General features: G+C 41.1%; 16 protein-coding genes. All 16 read right to left on the bottom strand.

The features are described from left to right. Positions 1-340: 340 nt before the first annotated feature. The 16 genes from IE222_RS22645 to IE222_RS22570 all read right to left on the bottom strand — a co-directional run bounded on the left by IE222_RS22645 (position 341) and on the right by IE222_RS22570 (position 23,606). Complete coding sequence (locus IE222_RS22645; protein ID WP_191276654.1) at positions 341-1,741, bottom strand: MFS transporter; 1,401 nt, start codon at positions 1,739-1,741, stop codon at positions 341-343. Positions 1,742-1,821: 80 nt separating this feature from the next. Next, a complete protein-coding gene (locus IE222_RS22640) occupies positions 1,822-3,294 on the bottom strand; it encodes an aldehyde dehydrogenase family protein (RefSeq protein ID WP_191276653.1) in 1,473 nt (490 codons plus the stop codon). Positions 3,295-3,341: 47 nt separating this feature from the next. After that, complete coding sequence (locus tag IE222_RS22635; RefSeq protein WP_191276652.1) at positions 3,342-4,475, bottom strand: acyl-CoA dehydrogenase family protein; 1,134 nt, start codon at positions 4,473-4,475, stop codon at positions 3,342-3,344. A 21-nt stretch (positions 4,476-4,496) separates the two neighbouring features. Beyond that, positions 4,497-5,693 carry an acyl-CoA dehydrogenase family protein gene (locus tag IE222_RS22630; RefSeq protein ID WP_191276651.1) on the bottom strand — a complete coding sequence of 399 codons (1,197 nt, stop codon included), beginning with the start codon at positions 5,691-5,693 and terminating at the stop codon, positions 4,497-4,499. Between the two features lie 19 nt (positions 5,694-5,712). Further along, entirely contained in the window at positions 5,713-6,132 is a 420-nt protein-coding gene (locus IE222_RS22625; RefSeq protein WP_191276650.1) for a Zn-ribbon domain-containing OB-fold protein, read from the bottom strand. A gap of 11 nt (positions 6,133-6,143) precedes the next feature. Further along, on the bottom strand, positions 6,144-7,307 hold the full coding sequence (locus IE222_RS22620; protein ID WP_191276649.1) for a thiolase C-terminal domain-containing protein: 1,164 nt from the start codon (positions 7,305-7,307) through the stop codon (positions 6,144-6,146). A 74-nt stretch (positions 7,308-7,381) separates the two neighbouring features. Further along, complete coding sequence (locus IE222_RS22615; protein ID WP_191276648.1) at positions 7,382-7,798, bottom strand: MaoC/PaaZ C-terminal domain-containing protein; 417 nt, start codon at positions 7,796-7,798, stop codon at positions 7,382-7,384. Positions 7,799-8,068: 270 nt separating this feature from the next. Then, positions 8,069-8,518: a MaoC family dehydratase N-terminal domain-containing protein gene (locus tag IE222_RS22610; protein WP_191276647.1), complete on the bottom strand. Its 450-nt coding sequence runs from the start codon at positions 8,516-8,518 to the stop codon at positions 8,069-8,071. 4 nt (positions 8,519-8,522) lie between these two features. Then, a complete protein-coding gene (locus tag IE222_RS22605; protein ID WP_191276646.1) occupies positions 8,523-10,712 on the bottom strand; it encodes an acetate--CoA ligase family protein in 2,190 nt (729 codons plus the stop codon). A 285-nt stretch (positions 10,713-10,997) separates the two neighbouring features. Then, positions 10,998-13,037 (bottom strand): helix-turn-helix domain-containing protein, encoded by a 2,040-nt coding sequence (locus IE222_RS22600; protein ID WP_191276645.1) that lies wholly within the window; start codon positions 13,035-13,037, stop codon positions 10,998-11,000. Between the two features lie 309 nt (positions 13,038-13,346). Next, positions 13,347-14,147 carry an N-acetylmuramoyl-L-alanine amidase gene (locus tag IE222_RS22595; RefSeq protein ID WP_191276644.1) on the bottom strand — a complete coding sequence of 267 codons (801 nt, stop codon included), beginning with the start codon at positions 14,145-14,147 and terminating at the stop codon, positions 13,347-13,349. Between the two features lie 46 nt (positions 14,148-14,193). Continuing rightward, positions 14,194-17,175, bottom strand: coding sequence for a hypothetical protein (locus IE222_RS22590; protein WP_191276643.1), 2,982 nt, complete (start codon positions 17,173-17,175; stop codon positions 14,194-14,196). A 21-nt stretch (positions 17,176-17,196) separates the two neighbouring features. After that, positions 17,197-19,608, bottom strand: coding sequence for an HET-C-related protein (locus tag IE222_RS22585; RefSeq protein ID WP_191276642.1), 2,412 nt, complete (start codon positions 19,606-19,608; stop codon positions 17,197-17,199). 238 nt (positions 19,609-19,846) lie between these two features. After that, positions 19,847-20,986, bottom strand: a complete 1,140-nt coding sequence (gene solA, locus IE222_RS22580; protein ID WP_191276641.1) for an N-methyl-L-tryptophan oxidase — start codon at positions 20,984-20,986, stop codon at positions 19,847-19,849. A gap of 38 nt (positions 20,987-21,024) precedes the next feature. Continuing rightward, positions 21,025-22,365, bottom strand: a complete 1,341-nt coding sequence (locus IE222_RS22575) for an MFS transporter (protein WP_223282856.1) — start codon at positions 22,363-22,365, stop codon at positions 21,025-21,027. 476 nt (positions 22,366-22,841) lie between these two features. Then, positions 22,842-23,606, bottom strand: coding sequence for a L,D-transpeptidase family protein (locus IE222_RS22570; RefSeq protein WP_223282855.1), 765 nt, complete (start codon positions 23,604-23,606; stop codon positions 22,842-22,844). Positions 23,607-24,024 lie beyond the last annotated feature (418 nt).

The raw sequence follows: 24,024 nt of genomic DNA, 5'->3' as shown, positions 1-24,024 counted from the left end.
TTTACCGTTCACCATGCTTTCAAGTACTCCGCGGGCAAAATCAGGCTCTCTTTTTTACCGGTGACACAGTTTCATGGACTACACGGGCAAAATCAACCTCTCACTTTTATAAATAGCACTCTATTGTATTTGCTCGTCCCATGATTATTTCCTCCTTTGTAAGGGTATGTTGTTATAATTACAAATAAAAAAGCAGATGACCCTTTCTCATTGTGATCTTTCTTTTCTTCCCCATTCAACACCCCTTGAATTCCCTGCTAGCCACATACCCTCGCCAACTTTTCATGAAACCGGTAAATATTAATAAGGCGGATTCATCAAGTATGCAATACTTCATCCCCTATAAAGGAATCGTTTCAGTCTCTTCTGGTAACGCTGTAGATTGGTCAGGATGTTTTTTTGGAAGGAGTAGTAAAAACAAAAACGAAACAGCCGTATAGACTGTTAATAATATGGCGGTACTAGAAAGTGCTCCTGCAGCATTTCCACCCGCTGTGAACAAAGCAAACGTAACAAGGGCAAAGGACGCACCAACACGGGAAGCGACATTCTCAATCGTAATATACGTGAAAGAAATGACTCCCAAACGGGAAGGAGCTGCTTTCGATACAATCACCGACTTGACGACAGGGCCAACTGTTCCAATGGCCGTACCTATGAAGCTCATGGCAATAAATAAATAGAGAAACGAAGTATCAATTCTTGCGATAGATAACATGCCTACCCCGACAATTAAAAGCCCAATACTAACCCCAATCAACCTGCGGGCAGTGCATTTAGCCATTAATCTGCCGCTGATGATATTCGCCAATGCCATTGTTAAAAAGAGTGGGAATTGCAACAACCCAACAATCGTTGAGGGCTTCCCTTGAACACTTTGGACAAAGAAGGTTAACACATACATAACACTGCTAAAGGACATATACATGATCACCGCAATGACAGAAGGGACCCAGAAGGTGCGCGTCTTAGCATAGTGGATATCGAGCAAAGGCTTTTTGTGCTTTTTTTCAACTACTAATAATAAGAGGAACGATACGACGGAAACCGCCAAAGCTGGCGCCCACATCCAAGAATCTACACCATAATGGTTAATGAAGGTAGGAACAGTCAGGAGACCGCCTAATAATAAGAACACGAAGAGTACACCCAAGAAGTCAAATGAAGCGGATTTCACCCCTTTAGCATATGGAACCCCGAACGCAAATAGTAAGATAGAAATAACACCTAAAATACTGCAAAGGAAAAAGATCGCATTCCAACCGAAACGGTCTACGAAGATACCACTTACAATTGGTCCCGCTATGCCGCCGAGGACAGTATAAAATCCATAGATGCCCATCATTTTCCCTTGTTGTTCTTTGGGAAAATATTTTCCTACAAATGCTACACCAGCCGGTATGACAGCAGCGCCAGAAAAACCTTTTAAAAAAAGACCAAAGACCAGGACCCAAAAGGATGGAGCAAGTGCAATGAATAGAGAGCCAATAGCAAGGAGCACAGCTCCGATCAAAATGACTATTTTTTGTCCAAAGGAATCGGACAACCATCCCATTAATGGCTGGAAGCCTGTAAGGCCTAAAGCAAAACCTAATTGCATATAAACAGAATATCCGGCACCTAACTGAAAATGCTCTAGCATTTTCGGATAGGCGGGAATATGTGTGGCCTCAGCAAATACAACAAGAAGTATTCCCAGACATAAAATATGAAACGATTTTCTAATTACCTTTTCTTCCATTCCTTTACCCCCTCGTTTGCCCTCTTTAGGACCATCTCTTATTCGTTTAAAAAAGGACAACTCGATCGTTGTCCCAATGCTTACTCTACCTCAATTACACATGTTTTTTCTTGTGTGTTTTCTAGGATGGAATCCTTGCCAAAACCGCTTTCCTTTACACCGCCAAACGGTAATTCAGGACCGACCCGGCGATACGTATTCACCCATACATTTCCAGCCTGCAGGGTTTTAATCATTCGCTGGGCGCAGGCTAAATTCGTTGTCCAAACACCGGCTCCAAGACCAAAGCTTGTATCGTTTGCGATTGCTAGTGCTTCTTCCTCCGTTTCAAAAGACATGACGGTTGCAACGGGTCCAAATATCTCTTCCTGGCAAATCCGAAGGGAATTCCGCTGAACCTGGATCAAGGTAGGCTCCACCCAATAGCCATTTGAAAATCTTGCATCCTTTACTGAAAGCGCGTCTTCACCATAACGGCCGCCAGCGATGAGGGTTCCCCCTTCTTGAACACCTATCTCAATAAAATTCCGTACCTTGTTATATTGAATTTCGTTTGCGATTGGACCCATGGTGGTAGATGGATCCAATGGATCTCCAAGTCTTAGATCCTCTCTCATTTTTTCTTTCATTAACGAAACCATTTCTTCAAAAATAGGCCGTTGAATGAGAATTCTTGAGCCGCCTACACAAATTTGACCGGCATTCCCAGTAAAAATCCCATTGGTAGTTACACCTTCCACGGCTTTTTCAATGTTTGCGTCCGCAAAGACAATGTTTGGGGACTTGCCGCCTAACTCAAACGTAAGCGGTTTTGGTGCTTGTGCTGTGGAGCGGACGATCGCTTTTGCTGTGTTCCCAGATCCTGTTAACGTAACCCGGTTTACCTCTTTGTGGCTGACTAGGGCTTCTCCCACTTCCCCATCACCGGAGACGACATTTAAAATTCCCGGAGGAAGAATGGTATTCAAAATTTCCCCATACCGTAAACTGGAGACAGAGGCAAACTCCGATGGCTTGATAATTACTGCATTACCTGCAGCAAGTGCGTAAGCCGCTTTGATCGTAAAGGTAAAGAGCGGAGCATTCCATGGGAGAATTCCAACAACCACTCCCAATGGTTCGCGCAATGTATAGCCAAAGCTGGTTGGGCTTAGTTGAATCGTTTCTCCCTTACTCGCTATAGCTGTGGCCCCAGCCGCATCATACCAAATACTTGTCAAAGCAGGGATTAATCCGTAGCTCGTTTCACGAATTACCCAGCCGGAATCGTTCGTCTCCAGCATGGCTAACTCTTCTCCATGCTGAGCAATTAGATCGCCTATTTGTCTTAAAAAAGCGGCCCGTTCCATTGCGGAATACCTGGCCCACTTAGGGAAGGCCTGTTTCGCAGCAGCGACTGCGTTTTCAGCATCTTCTGCCGTACTGCTTGGAACCCTTGCCCACACATTCCCATTTGCCGGATTGATACTATCTATTTTTCTTCCGAACGAAGCTGGTACAAGTTCCCCATTAATAAGATTATGAAACTCACGAATTGAACTAACCGTTTCCAATCGTTTCCCTCCTTATCATGCAGCTAGCAGTAAGCTGCTTTTACCTTTTACCAGCCTAAAGCCGACGCGGCCTTTTGATAATAATCATAACTGCTTCCTAGGTAATTTTCATAAAAACGGGCGCGTTTGACAAACAGGTGACAATCTATTTCCTCAGTGAACCCGATACCGCCATGTATTTGGACATTATGACCTGCAGCCCTGTTAAAAGCTTCGGCAGCGAACAGACGAGCAGAGAAAATAGCTTGAACCCGGTCCTCTGCCTCAGTCTCTAGTGCCCAATTGGCATAGTAGGCAAGGGACCTAGCAGTCTCAAGCTCTACTTTCATATCCGCAATCCGATGTTTAATCGCCTGAAACCTTCCAATTGGCTGTCCAAACTGGACCCGGATTTTTGCATATTCTGCTGCCATCTCGACGACTTTGTCCATTCCGCCTACCATGATGGAAACAAGTGCTGCATTCGCTGCTAGCAACCCTTCCTCTAAAACTTCCCAGCCCTGATGTAATGGACCTAATAACTGCCCTTTATCAATTCTGATATCCTCCAAGGTTAGTTCTGCTAAATGCCGGGATTCATCGATATTCTTTTGACCGCGTAATTGGGTTTGATCGGATAAATCAAGAATCACAAGTGAAATACCGGTTTTCCCCTCTTCCCCGGCCGTCCGGACAGGTACAATCAAGCTGCTCGCTAACCTTGCATCAGGGACTAATGATTTCGTTCCATTTAATAGAATGTCCTCGCCTTCTATCTTCGCCGTCATTCTAATATCCGAAGGCTTGTAGCTCCCACCAGGCTCAAGCCAGGCAATAGAGAAGGTTTGGGATCCTTCAGCAATTCCAGGAAGATACTTTTGTTTCTGTTCTTCTGTTCCAAACTTTTCAAGAATAGGCACCGCAAAGGCATTGGTTTCAACATACAGACCAGGCAGGACATTCCTTCCCATTTCTTCGAGGACAGGAACAAGATCCAATGCACCTAGTCCCATTCCTCCATGCTCTTCTGGAACATTAATAGCCGTACACCCTAATTCCACCAAACCTGAAAAAATAGATTGATAGTGCTCTGTATTCCCCTTAATAAATTCACGGGCAATTTTCGTTTCTCCCTTATCCGCTAAATATTTCCGCACGTAATTTCCAAACATTTCTTGCTCTTCACTTAATGAAAAGTCCATTCATTGTCACCTCCAATTTTTCTAGCGTCCCATATCTTTTGGCAGTCCAAGAATTCGTTCTGCAATCGTATTCCGCTGAACCTCACTCGTTCCCCCGCCAATGGTCATACCGAATGAATACAAATAGTTCTCCTGCCAATACGAATCACCATAAATGGCGTCCTCTTGCCACAAAAGCCCTCGGTGTCCTTGCATCGAAATCGACTGGGCGAACAGATCCTTTGTCAATTCGCTGACAATCAATTTATCCATAGAGCCCTCTGCACCGGGCTGGCCGTTTTTCAACGTCTTCGTTAAGTTGCGATAATAATTTAACAGAGACCCGCGAGTCCGTGCATAAAGATCGACCATTGTTTTCCGGACAAATGGCTGTTTTAATAAAGGACGTCCGTCTTCCTGCAATTCTTTTGTTAACACGACTAAATCTGCAAATTGCTGCTCGAGGGTAAATACTTGCCCGCCAATCCCTGTCCGTTCGTGCATCAATAGGGCAATCATCACCCTCCAGCCCTCATCGACTTCTCCGACAATATCGGCATCATAGGCAATGGCATCCGTTAAATACACTTCATTAAAATCATGTTTGCCGTCCATCTGAATAATCGGCCGCGTCTCCACGCCAGGCTGGTCCATATCTAAAAGAAAAACAGTAATCCCTTTATGTTTCTTTTCACCTTTGCTTGTACGAGCCAGCAGAAAACAGCGATCGGCCAGATGCCCAAAACTCGTCCAGACCTTTTGACCGTTAATCACCCATTTGTCTCCATCTTTGATGGCCGTAGTCTGAATCGCGGTAAGATCGGAGCCTGCGTTCGGCTCAGAATAGCCCTGACACCATACCTCTTCACCTGTTAAGATTTTGTGGATATACGCTTCCTTTTGTGCTTCCGTTCCGATTTGCATAAGTGTAGGAGCTACCATATGAATCCCCACATAATTGACAAGCGGCGGAGCCTTTACGCGTACCATTTCCTGCTGATAGATAATCTCTTCCATTAACGTGGCGTTCCTGCCGCCATATTTTTCCGGCCAAGCAATCGCTGCCCAGCCGCCTTCATATAATTTCCTTTGCCAGTTTCTTAAGAAAGCAGAATACTCATTCAAATCCTCTGGAAGCTGTCGATTTCCTTCCAGCCACCCAGCCGGCAAATGGGTTTCGAGCCAGGTTCGAAGTTCCTCACGAAAGGCCTCTTCTTTTTTTGTAAAAGAAAAATCCATTTTCCTTCCTCCTTTTCAGTTATGATACAGGGATCCATTGGGGCAGAGACCGATCATCGGTAATATCCTGCCAGGCCATCTTTACCGGCATGCCGATTTGGATATCCTCCGGAGTACAGTTAAGTATATTGCCAATAATTCGCACTGCTGGAGTCTTTTCAAGCTCCACAATGGCAATGGTGAGCGGCAGGTCATCCTGAAACCCTGGAAGAAATGGGCGGTAAGAGGTGACATACGAGTAAACCGTTCCGTTTATCTCACTGCCAAGGTTTTGCCAGCTCAGTTCGGTGCTGCCGCATTTGGCACAGGCTGGGCCAGGTGGATGTGAATAGCTCTGACAGCTTTCACATTTTTGGATGACGAGTTCATGACGATCGGCCGCGTCCCAATATGGCTGATTATCCTGCGTTTTTAATGGTATTGGTTTTTGATATCCCATCGATTTCCCTCCTAGTTTCGTAGAATCATAGCTCCGGCAATATCTGGACCCGCCCAGCCGGTACATAGACCAATTTCACAATTTTCTACTTGTCGGTCTGTCCCTTTATAGTCATGACGGATTTGACGGACAATTTCGAGTACATTATTCATTCCGTGCGTATATCCTTCAGACAACATTCCGCCGGCCGTGTTGCTAGGCAGTTTTCCGCCCATCCGCAGGTTTCCTTCCGCTACGAAGTTCCCTACTTCACCACGAGGAGCAATTCCGTATGCCTCTAGCTGCCGTAAAACAACCCAGGAATAACAATCATAAATAGATGCCACGTGCAGATCCGACGGCTTTACGCCAGCTTTCTTATAGACATCAGCCGCAACATAGTCGGAGGCAACCTCCGATAAATCGCTCCAATAATGGGCATGTGACACACACTGTCTAGCGGCAATGCCCATAATATACACTGGTCTTGATTTACAATCCTTTGCCCTCTCAGCAGACGTCACAATAATCGCATTGGCTTCGTCAGACTCTAAGCAAAAATCATGTTTGTTAAATGGCGTACTTAGTGCAGGTGTGTGTAAGTATTCCTCCATCGTTAATGGCTTCCCGTAAAAATACGCCTTTGGATTTCGCTGTGCATGCTCATAAAAACTCACACAGACATGTCCTAAATGTTCTTTCGTCAGTCCCGTTTCATGCATATGACGGGTAGCAAATAACCCAAACCATTGTCCAGGACTACCAGCGCCATATGGAATAATAAAGCTGCCGCCTTCAATAGCGGATTGCAGCATATTAACATCCCAGCCGCCGCCGCCCATTCTGACTCCAGAACGACCATTCATGGAACGGTAGATGAGGACTGTTTGAACCTGCCCTGTTTCAATTAGACCAATGGCATCCGCAATCAACATCTCAGTGCTGCTGCCGCCGCCCATAATATCCTTCACATATTTAGGTCGGACCCCCAAATAAGTGGCCAATTGGTGAGACGTACATGAGTCATTCTCACTGTAGCTCATAAATCCGTCGATATCCTTTGCTTCTAGTCCGGCATCTTGAATCGCGGCCCTTGCTGCGTCCAATGCCAGGTGCAATGGAGTAGTCCCGGAATTTTTTGAACGTTCACTTTCTCCTACCCCAACAATGGCATAGCGATCTTTAATATTTGCCATACGAACACTCCTTTTTTATTCGCTGTGTTAACCTTAGCTGATGATTTCCGCTCGAAATCAATATTGATTGTTTATTAAAAAAACCGTAAACTAGCTTGACCAGATCCAACCACTTTCCCTGGTGCTTTTTCAGCCGACAGTTCCAGACGGGCAAACTGTTGTCCTTCTTCCTCGTATAGGCTTGTAATCTTACCAGAACAGCTGATTTGATCACCCGGTCTTGTGATAGCGCCAAATCTCATACGAAAATTCGTTAGTTCCGCTGTTTCTCCAGCTAGACGATTGACATACTCTCCTAGGAATCCCATCACAAGCATACCGTGGGCAATCACCCCTGGCATTCCAATACTTTGGGCAAATTCATCGTCAGTGTGCAGCGGGTTAAAATCACCGGATGCCCCTGCGTATTTTACTAATTGAACCTTTGTAACAGCTGGTTTTACCAACGGCTCAAGTTCCTTTCCCTCATACAAATCTACAAAGTTAAGCACGTTACTCGCTCCTTTCCTTCTGGAAAAATTCCTATGATTGTTTTCTTAAAAAGGCGGTTTTCGTAAAAAATGTAGTTAAAAATCAAGTAAATATGGATAGAAATCACAGATAGAAACTGAATAATATATTTTATCGGCGATTCTCGTAAGTTTATCGGCGAAACTACGATTTTATCGGCGATTCCAACCACTTTATCGGCGAATTTTCAATTTTATCGGCGAATCCAAAATCACAACAAACTTTTAGAAAAGTGCCTTAAAAAATGAACATTACACATGCTGTTGTATCGACCGATAAATAATATTCATCCTGCTGACAACAACCATCTCTCCACTTTCATCCTTAATTTCTGTATCCAGTACTAAAAACTGCATCTTGCCGCTTTTTCCTTCCCGCTCAAATAAATCTGTCACCTTCATTTGACAAACAAGGCGGTCTCCTGGTTTAATCGGACGAGTATAAAGAAATTCCTGCTCGCCATGCAGCATTCGTTTCGGATCTAAATCTAATGAAATCCCTTCTCCCTCTGAACCAATGACGATTGGGAAAGTTGGCGGAGCAATAATCCCGCCATAGGGGGTTTTCGCTGCATACTCCTCATCTGTATAAAGCGGATTATCATCTCCAATCGCTTGAGCAAATTGGCGAATATGTCTTTTGTCCACCTCGAATGTAAAAACCGGTCCCGTTAAACCGATGATGCTTTGATCTAATTCCATCCTCTTACCCTCCAACCTCTGTTTTTTCAAGGACTTCACATTTGCTGACAATTAAGGTATCTGCTGCCTTCAGACCATTTTCATAAACGATTATAGGATTAATGTCCAGCTCTTCTATTAAACTACCGGCATCTGTAATAAGATCTGAGACCTGTAATAAAACATCTATGATCGCATCTTCGTCTGCCGGTGCCTGTCCGCGGACTCCTTTTAAAATCGCCCTTGCTTTTATATCCTCAATCATCTCCATCGCATCCTGCCTTGTAATCGGGGCTAAGCGGAAAGAGATATCTTTATACGTTTCAACTAAGATTCCTCCCAGTCCAAACATGATGACTGGCCCAAAAACAGGATCATTTGAAACACCAACAATTACTTCTGTACCTTTCGGGAGCATTTCGTGAACAGAAATCCCATTTATAACTGCTTCTGGTTTATACACTTTTGCCGAATGAAGAATATCTTCGTAAGCTTTTTTAACTTCTTCATCCGTCTTGATATTGAGGCGAATGCCGTTTGCTTCCGTTTTGTGCAAAATTTGATTGGAATCAATTTTTAGGACGACTGGATAACCGATTTCATTAGCATGTTGAATAGCTTCCTCTACTGTTACTGCCAGTGCTTTTCTTGCAGTGGGAATGCCATATTGTGTTAACACTTGACCTGCCTCAAACTCACTTAGGGTCTTCCCCTGTTTTAATAGATTGTGAATAAATTGTTTGGATTCAATTGAGCCGCCGCTTCTTCTTTGATCCTCCTGAAGAGAGGCTAATTTATTTTTACGGTATTTCTCACTATAGGCCACCAGCTTGGCGAGCGAACTAATTGGATTTAAATTACCCGGGATGACCGGAATCCCGTTCTTCTCAAGTTCGGGTGCACCTTTCGGGATCGACATTCCCTGTAATGGGAAGGTGGCAATTAGAACAAACTTATCTGACGCTTTACATTGTTGAATAAATTCCTGCAGCAACGGGTGATTCTCTCCCCAATTCATTGGGAACTCAGTGAAAATGATATTATCAACCTCTGGATCATCCAAAAGTGCCTTCATTGGTGCGATAAATAATTCAGGATTCGTGACAGATGCTGCCGCCGTTAAATCAATTGGATTGGATGTACTTGCATATGGTGGTATAGATTCTTTAATCCTTGCTTTTGTCTTTTCGCTAAGCGGGATGATGTGGAGACCATTCGCTTCACAGCGATCGGCTTCATTGATGCCCCGGCCGCCAGAACTGGTAATGATGACTGTATTTCGTCCGGTTGGCAACTTACCGGATAAGAAGAGCTTTGAGAATGAAATGATTTCTTCATAGTCATTCGCTCTGACAATGCCAGTTTGTTTAAAGAAGGCATCATAGAGCTGATCGGATCCAGCTAATGAACCTGTATGAGAGGCGGCTGCCCGGCTTCCGGCTGAACTGCGCCCTGTTTTCATGACAACAATCGGTTTATTGCACGTCAGGGCTTCCTCCGCTAGTTTACGCAGTCTGGCAGGGTCCTTAGCCCCCTCTAGATAACCGCTTATCACTTTTGTCTTTGGATCGTGAATCATATATTCAACGAAGTCGGCAAATTCTGTATCTACTTCATTTCCAACAGTGATAAAATAATTAAATGACAATCCGTGCTGTGCGGCTGCCATATAGGTCAGAACGCCAAAGGCACCGCTTTGAGATACATATCCTACGGCACGTTGATCCTTTAATGGATAACTCATGACGGCTGGTGAAAAAGTGCCAACTAGACCATTGAGTGTATTCACCAAACCAACACAGTTAGGCCCGATTAAGCGTATGCCATTCTTTTTGGCAATCTCGGCCATCATTGCTTGCTGTCTTGCCCCTTCCTCACCGATTTCGGAATATCCCGAGGCAAAAATAATCGCCCCTTTTACTTTCTTTTTGGCACAATCATGAAGACTTCCTTGTACTTGATCCGCACTAACACAGAATATGGCCAAATCAATCGGCCCAGGAACATCGGCCAATGAAGGATAACAGGTCAACCCCGCGATCGCTTCCGCCTTTGGATTAATGGGATAAATCTCTCCAGCAAATCCCCCATCCAATAAAGCTTTTACCTGGATAAAACCAAGCTTATTTGGATTTTGAGATGCTCCTAAAACAGCGACAGAACGCGGATACAATAATGCATCTAAACTAGATAAGGTAACGCTTTCATTTTTCATGTTTTACCTCCATTTCGATATTTCGACCTTATTTGTCATGATACAAAATGATTTTTAAATATTCCGAAAAAAATACTACTAATATAATTAAATTTATTAGGGAGTAAAAAAGGAAAAAAATGAACAGAAAAACCGCCTCCTTCCAATAAAGAAAAAATTTTTAAATTTTTTTCTGTCCACCATTGCCCCGACAATCCTTCACGATATCCTCGACAATTGAAGAAGATAGACTTTTTTTGCAAAAAAAAAGAACCCTATGCACTTGTATGCATAAGGTTCCTTTTGTTACGAACATTGTTCGACCCATCTCATTAGTTTTAATTGAACTTTTTTCGAAGGGATTTTTATCCCTCTTTCAATATGACTTAAATAGGCGGGAGAAATCTCCACTTCTTCGGCAACTTGATTCAAGGACAAATTGAGTCGTTCCCTTACTCCTCTTATTTGTATGCCGAGCCGTTCATCAACATTTTCAAATGTTTCTTTTGGCGAAGGAATTCTATTGTGCCCCTGCTTGTTTCTCTTGATGGATTGATATTGTTCCTTAATAAGTAAAGGTGGTTGAATGGTGATTAACGTGTTCACCCAAATTCGGCCCCAGCCCTTTTGATCAGCGATAGACTCGTCCCATTTCTCATATTCCCAAGAGGCAATTAGCCCATCATGCTGGAGAGTATCAAGGGCTGTCTCTAATCTTTCACGCGTTCGGGAAGGTGTACGTTTATTGATTTGTATGCCTATTGCCTCAAGTATGGTGCTTACCTTATTGGGCTGTAAAAAGTCCCCTTTTCTTGCTTGAATTCGCCAGCGCCAGCTTAGGTATCTTGTCAGTCTCTTTTCCCACGTTCTCCGGTAAGGATCATAATGTAATACCTTTAATGGAAGGAGGGCAACCTGCCTCCCTGTTTTGAAAAGATATCGAGCAAAGACTTGATCCACTTTATACCTTATTTTTTGCGGAATCGCAGCTTTTGAAATAAGCAGTTCTTTCCCGTGTTGATCGACAAAAAGAAAAGCTCGTCCTTGCAGTTTAGTCTCTAACGGCCTTCCCTTTTCATATACAACCGTCTTATCCAAATCAATCCACAACTTTTGAATCATTTTCAGTGATTGTACGATTTGAGAACGTTGCTTCTCCTCGTAACCGCCGCGCCGCCCATCGCCATTCAATTTTGCCTTAAGGCCGCGAATAGCCAGCAGGTCATCCAACTCAATTTCAACGATTTCATCGGCATGCTTTGCTTTAAATAAAAAAATTGAACAAAGGACGTCAAATATATCTGCCTCCAAATCTGATAATCCCTTAACTTCCTCCCACGTCTCTTTCACAATAGAATCAGTTTGGCTGCAGTTGCCTCTGATAAGCGGCCTCAGTTCAAGAACCCCTTCGAGATTTCCTTTTACTAGTGGAGCAGCCGGCCAAAGCTTTTCTTCCATTTGATAAAAATTATTCTTATACAAAGCTTCACGAACAGCTTGGTATGGTGCATTATTCATGACAAATAGATAGTCGTTTACTGCTAATGGGAAATTGAATACATCGGTGGAAGGTACAGCTGGAAATCCAGACAGAGATGGATCTCCCTTTAACCCAAATAAAGATTCGATTTGCTGAATAGAACAATTATGTAGATCTAAGCTTGTAATAATTTTGTCTATCCAGTCTAGGGTATAACTATTTACAATGCTTGTAAATTTAACAATAAATTGCTTATTATCTGCTAAATTCGAGGAAATATATTGATAGAACAGTTCATTTAATTCCTTTTTCTCCATAGCGGCCAGTCGAGCATTGCCCATGGATTGGATCATTTCTTCAAGCACCCATTCGGTCAAATGAATGCGGAACCATTTACAAAAATCATTCCACACATCCTCATCGACTAAAAAGGTGTCTCTTTTTATGATTTCTTCTATATATTGGACGCACTGTTTTTTCTTTTCTTTATCTTGAGAAATCGAGGAAAAGACAAGAGAAACCTTTTTATATTTTATTGAAAGAAAAGCGACAATGTTTTCGGCGATATGCCAGATTAATCGATTTCTTGCCATCAAACGCAGGCTATTAAATATTTGAGCACTCTCTTGATATACTCGTTCCCAAATAATAAAAGAGTTTGCAGCATATGTGTCGGTATAAATAGGCAAATCCGACAGCGTCTTTACTTGGTTCAGCTTTAAAGTTTTGTCATTTTTTAATTTATCATCCTGCTCATAGATACAGAGAATAAGGAAGTCATCAATCTTTTCTGATAACTGTTGTACAAAATGATGCATTTCTTTACGATCCGTTAGATCTTGGCCGATAACTTTTTGAACTAACATCATTACCTCCCCAGCTGATCAAGATATTTTCGGAAGATTAGTCATGTTGAATAGTAAACTATAGTTGTTATTATTGAGTTTATCATGAAGGTTTTTATTGTTCAATATTTTCGGAAAATTACAAAACCACTCCTATAAATTAAGAAAAACCGAACAAAAATCGTCCGGTTCACGAATATCCGACATCATCAGTCGTTTACTTTCAAATAAAACTTACTTGCAATCCTCTTCTTTGGATACCTGGAACCCTCCTGTTATTCTGTTCATCCTTATCAGTTTAGGGTATAAATTTTAAAAAATTCCTTCTCTTTATGAGAGGTACACTTCAAAACCATTCTTATTTGCTTTCTTTGCTAATGCATCTGCATGATCAAAATGATTAAATGCACCAAGTTGTACCTTCCAAAGATTGTTTTCGAACACTACAAATGTGTCGAATCCTTTAGATTTAGCTTTTTTTGCAAGACTTTCAGCGTTTGCTCTTTCTTTAAATGCGCCAATCTGCACTTTATGGAGTTTGTCTGGTATAGGCGAAGGTTTAGGTTCTTGTTTCTTCTTTAACTTAAAATGTTCCGCCAATTCCTTTGCGACAGCTTCCCCTGTTTGTTTGAGCAGTTTTTCGTTCCTTAATTTGTTAATATCACTTCTTGAATCCATAAAGAGGAATTCGACTAAACAAGCAGGCGCAGCACATTCTAATATTCGAAAATCTGCTTGTTTGGTACCTCTGTTTTTCGTCCCCAATACGTTTACAACGGCATCTTGGATTTTTGCAGCAACTTTCTTAGCTTCGGAACTACTATTCATATGTGTATACGTTTCCGTACCACTATGGCTGCCCCATTTGCCGGTATATGCATTGTTATGAAAGCTGCAATGAAAGTCCGGATTAAACCGATTAATATTTTTGACTCTTTGATTTAAATTGATATCTGTTTTTCCTGATGGATCATCTACTCGTAATAACTCTACTTCATATTGGTCTAAATAGTTCATGGCAGAGCAAACTAAAATATTATTAAAATCCCATTCATATTCATTATCCGGGGTTCTTTTCCCGGGGGTTACACCAGATCCGCCATGTCCCGCATCAAAAGAAAGTCTTGCCAATAAGATTCCCCCTTAGAAAAATCATTTCTAGAACTTTACCTATTATTTACGGTTGTGTTCTGAAATCTGGCAGCTTAGATGTTTCTTGTAAATAGACGAGCGAGGTTGGGAGTTTTATTTCCCATTCGTCTACCACACATGGATAGCCGGAGTCCAGTGAACAGGCATTTAAGGCGCCATCTATATCAGTATTGGATGACGCTTTTAGTTCTTCCACGATCGAAATGAACAACGGATCATTTAATGTAGGCGGCGTGCCCCCGTTCCAGATTTCTTTGGTTGCGAGATAATGCAGGACCGTTTCATTGTAGGCGGGATGAACAGGAATGATAATTCTCGCTGAACCTGCCCGAATAAAATCGGTGAACTGAGGGTCAGTATCATTCAGCGGGAAGATGTTTTTCCATTCGCTCTTACGCCCCCAAAAATAGGGATAGAACCAGTACGTCATATTTTTCCATTCAAATGCCTGCTCAAAAAATTGCTGGATTTTTCCTTCCATAATCGATTCATTCACATCGAATTCAGGATAACCATAATCCCCATTGGCCTTCATGGCATCAAATTTCTCATTGAATAACATCTTCCCCTGGACTTTTGTCTTTGAAAAATTATTAGTCAGCTGGCGCATAGCACCCTTTTTCAATTCGTCCTTTTCAATCTTTCGATTATGCTCAGGATTTCTTCCCTGAATATTTACCCCGGATTGGATCTGTAAAGCGGCAAGCTGTTGGTTATATTCCGCTAATGCCCGTTCAAATGCGCTCATGATCGCATGATAGGTTTTTAGCTGCCAAGCTTCCTTTGTCTCCGTCTTTAGAGTACAGGTTGCCACGAGATTAACATGAAAAGAGGTAACCCAAGCCATGATCGATATGGGAATGACGCCTTCTATCCCCGAACCACTTGTACTAGGGAATTTCCCCCCTGCCACAAAGCATTCAAAATATTTGCCTTCATAACCAAACCAGTTAAATCTTCCGTAGATACTTGAACATGTATACCCCTTAGGGATCACAAGCTTTTCCGAAGTTTTTCCATAACTTTTATTTTTTTCTTCATTAGATACTGTTTCAGCAAACGCAGCAGATACTCGAACTACATCTGCTGGGTACGGTTCAACATCCTCTACATTGTATTGAGATACAAAAGTGGTATAGTTATATCTTGTCAAATCACTAGGTTTAAGCTGTCGCCCTGATACAAGCGGCTCTTTTGGTTTCATCAAACCATGCGTGCTTGTTGCATGCTGGGTTTGGAGGGCTAAATAAAATGCGGCCGGCTCTGGAATAATACATTCAATCATCATCCTGCGGCCATAATTGATCAGTTTTGCCTTATAATATTTATCTACCCAGCGATAAACACCAATAATATGATCCTTTCCTGTTTTATTATCGAAACCATGTTCATTTTTTTCCTCAATACGCTGCAACGTTCTACGGGTACGTTCTTCTCTGGCTTTATTCATAATCTTTGATATCGACTTTTCGGTCACTTCTTTCGCAAAATTTGAGGCATTTTTATTGGATTCAGAAGTGGTTTCACTGATGGCAAAGTCTGCGTTAGCTGTGACAGACACGGGCCCATACCCGGCTGTAACCGATAGACCTGCCTCGAGGCTCATCTTGTTTTCAATTGTCTTTTGGGCTTCTTTCTGCAGTTCAAACCGTTCCGTTGTCTGCAAGTCTTTTTCATTTTCCTCAATTTGTTCTGTCTCGGTAATGATCGTTTCTTCGGTTTCGTTCATACGTGTGTGGGTACGGTTCTTGAATTCCGATTTCATTACATTTTCAATATGGGCGACTTCCCCCGCGGCATAGTACTGAAGCTCCTGCTTAACGATGAGCAAATCACCAATGCCAAGAGGTTTAATTTCCGGCTCTGGACCTAACGGCCGGCCTGGTGGCGGCGTTGCAGATCCTGCTGTTAACGAATAATTGGGGACAGCCACATCTTTGACTAAAGTGGAGAACTTCTCATTATTCAGCACATATTTAAGTGTTTCTTGTGGCAATTTTGACACATAATTTGTAACAAGATCATATTTTTCTTGCTCTAAATTAGTTAGAACTTCCTGGACTTCAAGTCCCTCCATATGTTTGCGTTTCGCAATAAACTCCTGTGTCTTTTTCATGATTGGCTTTTCATTATTCGACTCAAATAACCAAGGGAGTTTTTTATGAATGACTAATTGATCCTGTTGCACATCGTGTGTTCCGTCTAATAGAATGGGTTGAACCCCTTCAGTAACCTCTAGTTTAAGATCCTTCAATTTCGGTGAAATCGTTATTTTACCGGTATTATTTTGATTGCTAAATTCCAAAGTATTAGCTGAATCTTTTGCTAAAATCAACTGTTGTCCTTTTTTAATATCCACAATTGCCTGATTGATCTCCATTAGATCTTTATATACTTTATCCAGTTCAACAGCCGCATTAGCCGCACGGGCGGTTTCGGCTGTATTGTTCACTGCATTTTGAATGAATAAATCATTTGGAATAGTCGGTCTAACCTTCGATAATTCCGGATAGCTTAATGGTTTCTCGGAAAGAGCCTGAACACTGAGAAGTTCCAAAAAGTGAATCGCACGTGCCGAATCATAGACCATTGCCCGCTGTTCTGGCATTAGTGATGGAAGTAATGCATGAGAATACAGGATATCCCAAACTAAGTCTTTAATCGGTTTTAAATATAGTTTTAAATAATTGGAAAGCTCTTGACCTAAATTTGCTTGCAGAATTTTTTTGGCTTGATCCACAGTTGGCGCTTCAGAAGCCTTTTTAACAGCAGTTAATACGGTTTGGACTTTTGTTTGAATGTCCTTATTTTGCAGCAATTTCGTTTTAGCTAATTCATCCGCAGCCGTTCTGGCGTTCTCCCCTTTTAATGTCAGGATTTGAGTATGAAGCGGTGATTTCTGGAGATTCTGTTTATCGTAAGCCACAAAATATTGCTCCACCTTTTGAGCAGGACTTTGAAGCACTGGACGGACATTGACAAATTTAAATACTTCTTCTTTTTTCAAACGTATTCTTCCCCTCTTTTATCAATTTTGTCTGAAAGATGGCCGGTATTTTTCTCGGGCCTCCATTCGCATCCGTTTTGCATGAGCGATTTGCGTTTTCAATTCATTTATAGAGATTTTCTTTGGTGTATGATGTTCAATCGGCGGCTGAGAAGTTCCAGAATCATCATCCTCATACCCCTTAAACACTTTCCAGCCTTTATCCAAAACCGCCTTAAACCAAGGATTCTGATCATCTGGCAGGCTATAAATCTTCAATTTTGCTTTTTGCTGTGGAATGAATATTTTCAAACCTGGTTTAAAGGCATAGTTCGGGTGGGTTACCTTGGTTCCCCAGTTTCTGTCTTTTAAAATCTGATTAATGGCATTCCGAGTATCCTCCAAGGACATACCATACGTGTTAAAATTAATATCCGCGATGGATTTCCATGAAAATTGACTAGGATTAACTGATCGATATTTATACAGATCTTCCAATGAATAGTGAAGTTCGTCAGATTTTAACTGTTCTTTGTACTTTACCGTATGTACAATGGTGACGGGGATCGTGATTATATACGATTTTTCATTTGGCGGAAGAGGATTTTTTAAAAAATATTCTAAAAGTTCCAGCCAGTTAATATATTCTGCATCTTTCTTCTCTTTCCACCTAAGCATTGTTTTGACAATATACCAATGGACAGCAGTGGCACATTCTTTTTGTTTTTCATAAAACGGTGCGTCTTTATGATCCTTTGCCATAAGGGAATGACAGCCAATTCTTCCGGCACCTATAAAATCATAGAAACGGTCGAACCCATAAAATTTTGCGACATCAAACAATTTTTCCTTGATCTTCTCCGGAATCCACTTTCTCACCCAAGCGGCTGGTCCTTGGTAAAACTCAGTCAGAGTTTTTATCGTTTCATAGTAATTTTTCTCCCATTTTAAATACGTAATGTTCCTGGTGCCTTCCACAATCAAATTTAAAAAGGCCTCTAAGACCTCTGGCGGCATATCCCGAAAAAAATCAGTTTCCTTTGCGATTTTTTCGGCTATCTTTCTAGATACGGTTGGGCGAACAAGTTTCTTAGCATCCTTTCCAAAGGTTTCTTCCAGCCATTTAGCAATCTCATTTTCTGGATCTTCCAATGCTTTTTTAGGATTCGTGATGAAATCCATTGTTTCCTGAAGCTTTTTTTGTACCTTTTGCAAGATTGTTTTAGGTTTTTCAACCGTTTCCTTTACTGTTTGAACAGCTTCATGAATCTGCGCATAAGGATCTGGAGCATCCCAGCCGATTAATTCCTGGGCAAGATGCATAATTGAAATGAAGGAATCTTGCATATCAAAATATCCCGAAACCACCCACTCTTCATCTGGGTGCTGATGCCAATCCTCCATCGGAACTGTCAAGTACCGCTTCAGTCTCTTCTGATAGGCAGTGGATAATCTATCAATCATTTCAAGATTGGTCTTTTTCGGAATGAGTTTTGTTAGGAATTCTTGTCCCATCGTTTTGGCGGCAAGTTCAAACCAATTTGAGTGTGCAAAAAAATCTTCTACTTGATGCAAGGCATGTCCTAATTTTGCTAGGGTAAGATGCCATATTGGATCATGATCTCGCGGTATCCCTTTTTTAAAAACCTGTTCGAATTCCAAATCTACTTCCGCGAGCAAGCCTGCCGTCATCTGGATATAATCCCGAAGATAGGAATAAAGGTCTGGATCAATTTTTTCCCTCAACTTAGAAGAGCGCGGACCCGGATGCTTTGAGGGCTCCACTCTAAAAGGAAAATGGCGCTCCTGTCTGCCAGGTTCATAGAGTTTCGGCCCCTTCACCCCCAATATTTCTGGTCGATCCAAATGTTCATGAGGATAATATTGCGTAAAAGAACCAGGCCGGTCTGCCGCATTATTGGTTGAAAACAATTGATCTTTTCGGCCAAACACACTCATAAAACAATCAAAGTTCATCCGTTCTGGCCAACCTGGCGCTTCCGGATGGACAAATTTGAAATAACCAATTAAAAGAAATGCATCTCTGAACCAATTGGCAATCCGATAATCACGTTGGCTTGTATGCATACCAGTAAAAAAATCAATCAAGCTATACAGTTCGGATTTTAAATCTTGAACAAAGGAATTCAGTTCTACTTTTAAAGGCTTAAAAATTTTCTTCCCATCTATCCATTCAATCTCAAACAAAGTACTCGACCATTCGTCGAGTGTCTGATCAATCGGTTTTTTGATTCTATCAATAATAGAATCAATACCATCCTTTAGCCCATTGGCCCCTGATGTAAAGGTAACAGGATCAATGACCTGGCTGACATCCGTCAGCCAATTACCTAAATGAAGGGCCTTGATGCTCTTCATATCCTTGCCAAACGCCTCTTCAAGCAGAGGAATTCCCGCGATTGTACTGACATCCTCGTGTCCATGGGTATTCAAAAGGTCTCCTCCTTTCTGACTAAAATTAATAAAGTATATTCGGATGTTTTTTAAATATTTTCGGGATTTCTAGAATTGAATAATTACAGTGATATTGTCCTATGTTTTATAGACTTTATTGAGTAAAAAGACATAACTTTTCTAACTTGGAAGCAAGAACACAAAATAACCCAAGGTCAGGAATTGTGACCTTGGGTTGATTTTTTTATTATAAACTATGGTCTACGGTCCATAGTTTTTAAAATCTGGAAGGAGATAGATGATCAATATTATGGTATGTTTTTCCATCTAATATTAAATCCGCCCCGATTTTCCCCATACCTGGTGCCATCTTAAAACCTCCGCCGGAAAAGCCGCTTATAACAAATACATTTTTCATTCCAGGTACTTCTCCAACCATTGAATCATTGTCCTCCGTATAACCATCCATATGGACACTTACCCGGGTTGGCTCTGGGATTAAATCTGGCAGAAAACTTTGAACAGCACTATTTATCGTTTCAAGTTCATCAATAGCAATGTTTTTGTCAACATGATAAGGGTCCTCAATGTCACCATATAAAGTATTAAGTGCTACTTTTACCATCGTTCCATCGATGGTTGGAACACCGAAGAAATTAATACCATTACTTATTCTCATAAAGCCTGGGAAACGGTCAGGTTTAAATAAACTGATATTTTTTGATGGATACCAAGTCATACCAATTTTTTTAGGAGTAATGACTGATTTCTTTACATTACGAAGGAATTTTCCTGTCCAAGGTCCTGCAGAAATGACAACTTTTCCAACATAATAATTCTTCCCGTTTGCCTTAATCCGCACTCTTTCATTCTCTTGTTCTATTTCTTCCACGCATGTATACCTATGAATAACTGCACCTAATTCTTCTGCTCGTCTAGATGCCGTAACAACTGAAAGCTCAGGTCTGATATACCCTGCTAATTTATCAAGAACCATGATTTCTCCATCCAATAATCGATGTTGCGGAAATCTCTTTTTGGCGGATTCGCCTTCAAATATTTCATGATCTAGTTGAAACTCATGGATGGCCTCCATGATATTCTTTACAAACTCTTCATCAGGATTACCCATCATGAGACCGCCATTTATTGTAAGTAAATCTTGGCCAGTTTCTTTTTCAAGTTCTCTCCATAGATTGTAAGATTCTAATAATATTGGAACGAATAACGAATTTGTATTTTTTAGAGGTGCATAACCTGCCGTACGAAAAAGACGTGACTCTCCCCCTGCTGCCGAACGGTCATGACCAATACCAAATTGTTCAAACCCAATAACAGCTGCTCCCCTCTTGGCAAGCTGCCACATCACCATACTTCCCATTGTCCCTACACCAATTACCGCTACATCTGCATTCAAAACATATCTCCCCCTTACTACCTATATTTCTTCAAAACTTACATCTTGTTATTTGCTGGTTGATCCAAAACAAGCGATGCCTCGTTTAGGGATAACCCTCTTGTTTCTGGTGCTAATAAAACAGAGGTAATAAAACCAATTACTAAGACGCCAGAACCAATTAATAATGTTACCCCGATTCCATATCTTTCAATTCCCATTGGCAGCAAAAGTGTTCCGACAGCTGCACCCGTTCTTGACATAGCTGATGCAAACCCAACGCCGGTAGAACGAATATGTGTGGGAAAAAGTTCACTTGGGTAGACATACTCTAAATTTCCTGCTGCAGTTACAACAAACAAAAATACAGCAAAACAGAGAATTAAGATAAAAGTACCTGGATTTGGCACTATTCCTAAAATAAATAGTGAAGGGATTAGAATAGCGAAGGATATGATCATAAAATAACGTCTTGACACCTTATCCATAATCCAAACACCAAAAATCACCCCTGCTAATTGAAATAAATTCAATATGAGGGTACCGGTTAAACCATCGTCAGAAAGGTTAAATGTTTTTAAGATTTGTGGGGCGAAAGTGATAATAGCAAAGAATGGAGTTATTTGGCAAAACCAAAATACGGAGCAAAAGATGGTTCGTTTCAAATATTTTTTTGAAAAAAGTTCAAGATAACTAGTTTTTATATTTTCTTCAATGACTAAATCATCAATTACAACATTTGTTCCAATATATTTCTTAACAATTTTCTCAGCTTCTTCTCTCCTGCCCTTATTGATAAGCCAGCGAGGAGATTCTGGGACCCCCCATCTTAAAATTAAAACAATAAATGCAGGAATAGAGCTGCTGGCAAGCATCCACCGCCAGATATTTTCGCCTCCCATTTTAAGCATAAAGTATCCAACAATTACAGATACGACAAACCCCAATGTCCATACCGCATTAAGACAGGCAAGCAGACTTCCTCGTTGTTTTTTGGGCAAAAACTCCGCCATAAGTGCCGCCCCGATTGCGTACTCAGCCCCAATGGCAATCCCTAATAATAATCTAACAATGAATAATTGTGTTGGGTCTGTAACAAAAAATTGGGAAATAGATAATACTAACATCAATATTAGATCAATTGTAAAGGCAAGTTTTCTTCCAATTCGATCTGTTAACCAGCCACATAATAAACTTCCTATAAAAATACCTATTAATGCTGAACTCCCAATCATTCCATACCAAAATGGAGATAGATTCATTTGTGGACCTAATAAAACCATTGCGTATCCAATCATGCCCAGGATATAACCATCACAAAACATACCCCCTGTTGTAAACGCAACAACCCGTTTATGAAAGCTATTTAATGGTGCTTCGTCTAAAGTTATTTGATTCAATATTAGTCCCCCCATTAATACCTTTATTTTGTTTAAATAATCCGTTGTATAGGATTTTTCCACTAAAAGAATTCTTAAATTTTTTTTATAAGAGAATGCTCTATACCCTTTTAAAATTGAAACTGAAGAATAATATAGGCATGCATTTATCTCACTCCCTTCATTTGTTTATGTTAAATATTTTATTTAAGAGTGGTCATCTGATGACCGTTTATTTGGAAAAGTTACTTTATTCCTATTAAATTGGAATGATTATCCACATAAATTCACAGCTTCTATATTATTTGTGGCCAATTGATTGGGTCAAAATATTTTAGGGATTCAAAAAAGGCCGCTACTGTTGTAACAGCACTCTAATACGATATTCACTGCACCATGGGTATCAGTATTGGGGGAAATAGTACCCCACCTGAGTGCAAAGATGAATTTTTTTAGAAAAAAAACTGCTCAACAAATTGAGCAGCTCAGCTTCGAAACTATTTTATTCCTAATGCTTTTTTCGTTGCTGGTCCAACAATCCCATCTACTGTTAGATGACGGTCTTTCTGGAAAAGGCGAACCGCTTTTTCGGTGTTTGGTCCAAAAGAACCATCAATCCCTTTTGTATTATATCCCAGTGAGGTTAGCTTCTTCTGAAGTGTAATTACAGCTGTACCTTTACTTCCTCGTTTTAGGATGGTTGAATTTGTAGTACCTGGGTTAAATTTCTCACCCCCTGTGACCTTATATCCATAAGTGGCTGCGATAGATTTGAAGGACTTACCCGAGGAAGTAATAATGACCGGCGTATTTACAGGAATCTGTTTAAACAGCCATTCTACCTCCTGATCATACATCCGGACACATCCACTGCTGACATAATGGCCGATGGAGCTAGGATTATTGTTTCCGTGTATCCCGTAAGTGGTTCCCCATGTTCCTCGTGCATTTAAACCGAGCCATCGGTTGCCAAGCGGATTTCGAGGGTCACCGCCTGGAATTTTACCCTTGTAGTATGGACGGTTAACAATTTTGTTTACAACTTTAAACTTGCCTTCAGGCGTTAAGGTGCGGGTCCTCCCTGTTCCAACCTTAAATATTTTTTGCAGCTTGCCGTTAGCATAGTAAGCTAGTTGATTGTTTTGCTTATTAATGATAATCAACTTGCTTCCCGTCGCCGCATAACTAGTGGAAACTCCAACATTTAAACTGAAAAACATGAGAAAACCAACTACCAAAAGCATAAACCATCTTTTCTTCAAACCAATCCCCCCACCACATCTAAATAACCAGTCGGTTTATCCTATGAGGGGAAAATTGTCCTGTATACCATTTTTTGTAAAAAGTAAAACACTACTTTTTATTCTTCTGTTTAACGGTAACTTTTGTTCAAACAAAATTATTTTTCTATTAATCCGGTTAGTTCCTTTCATCAAGTCATAAAGTATCTCGCAAACGGTCCAATCGTACCGTCCCGCAATGTCTTAGACCATTCAGAATTCTGCCTTTCCGGGATTTTAACTTTGAATTTTTTTGTAAACTTTTGTACACTTAATTTAGCTTCATACTATTCCGCTTTACCATTCACATAGTTTCGGGACTTCACGGGGGAAAATCAAGCTCGCTTTTTTACCGCTGACCACGCTTTCGGGGACTTCACGGGCAAAATCAACCTTTCTT

This window comes from Neobacillus kokaensis (assembly GCF_014656545.1).
In the GTDB taxonomy this organism is placed as follows: domain Bacteria; phylum Bacillota; class Bacilli; order Bacillales; family Cytobacillaceae; genus Neobacillus; species Neobacillus kokaensis.
This window is presented reverse-complemented; position numbering and strand designations above follow the sequence as displayed.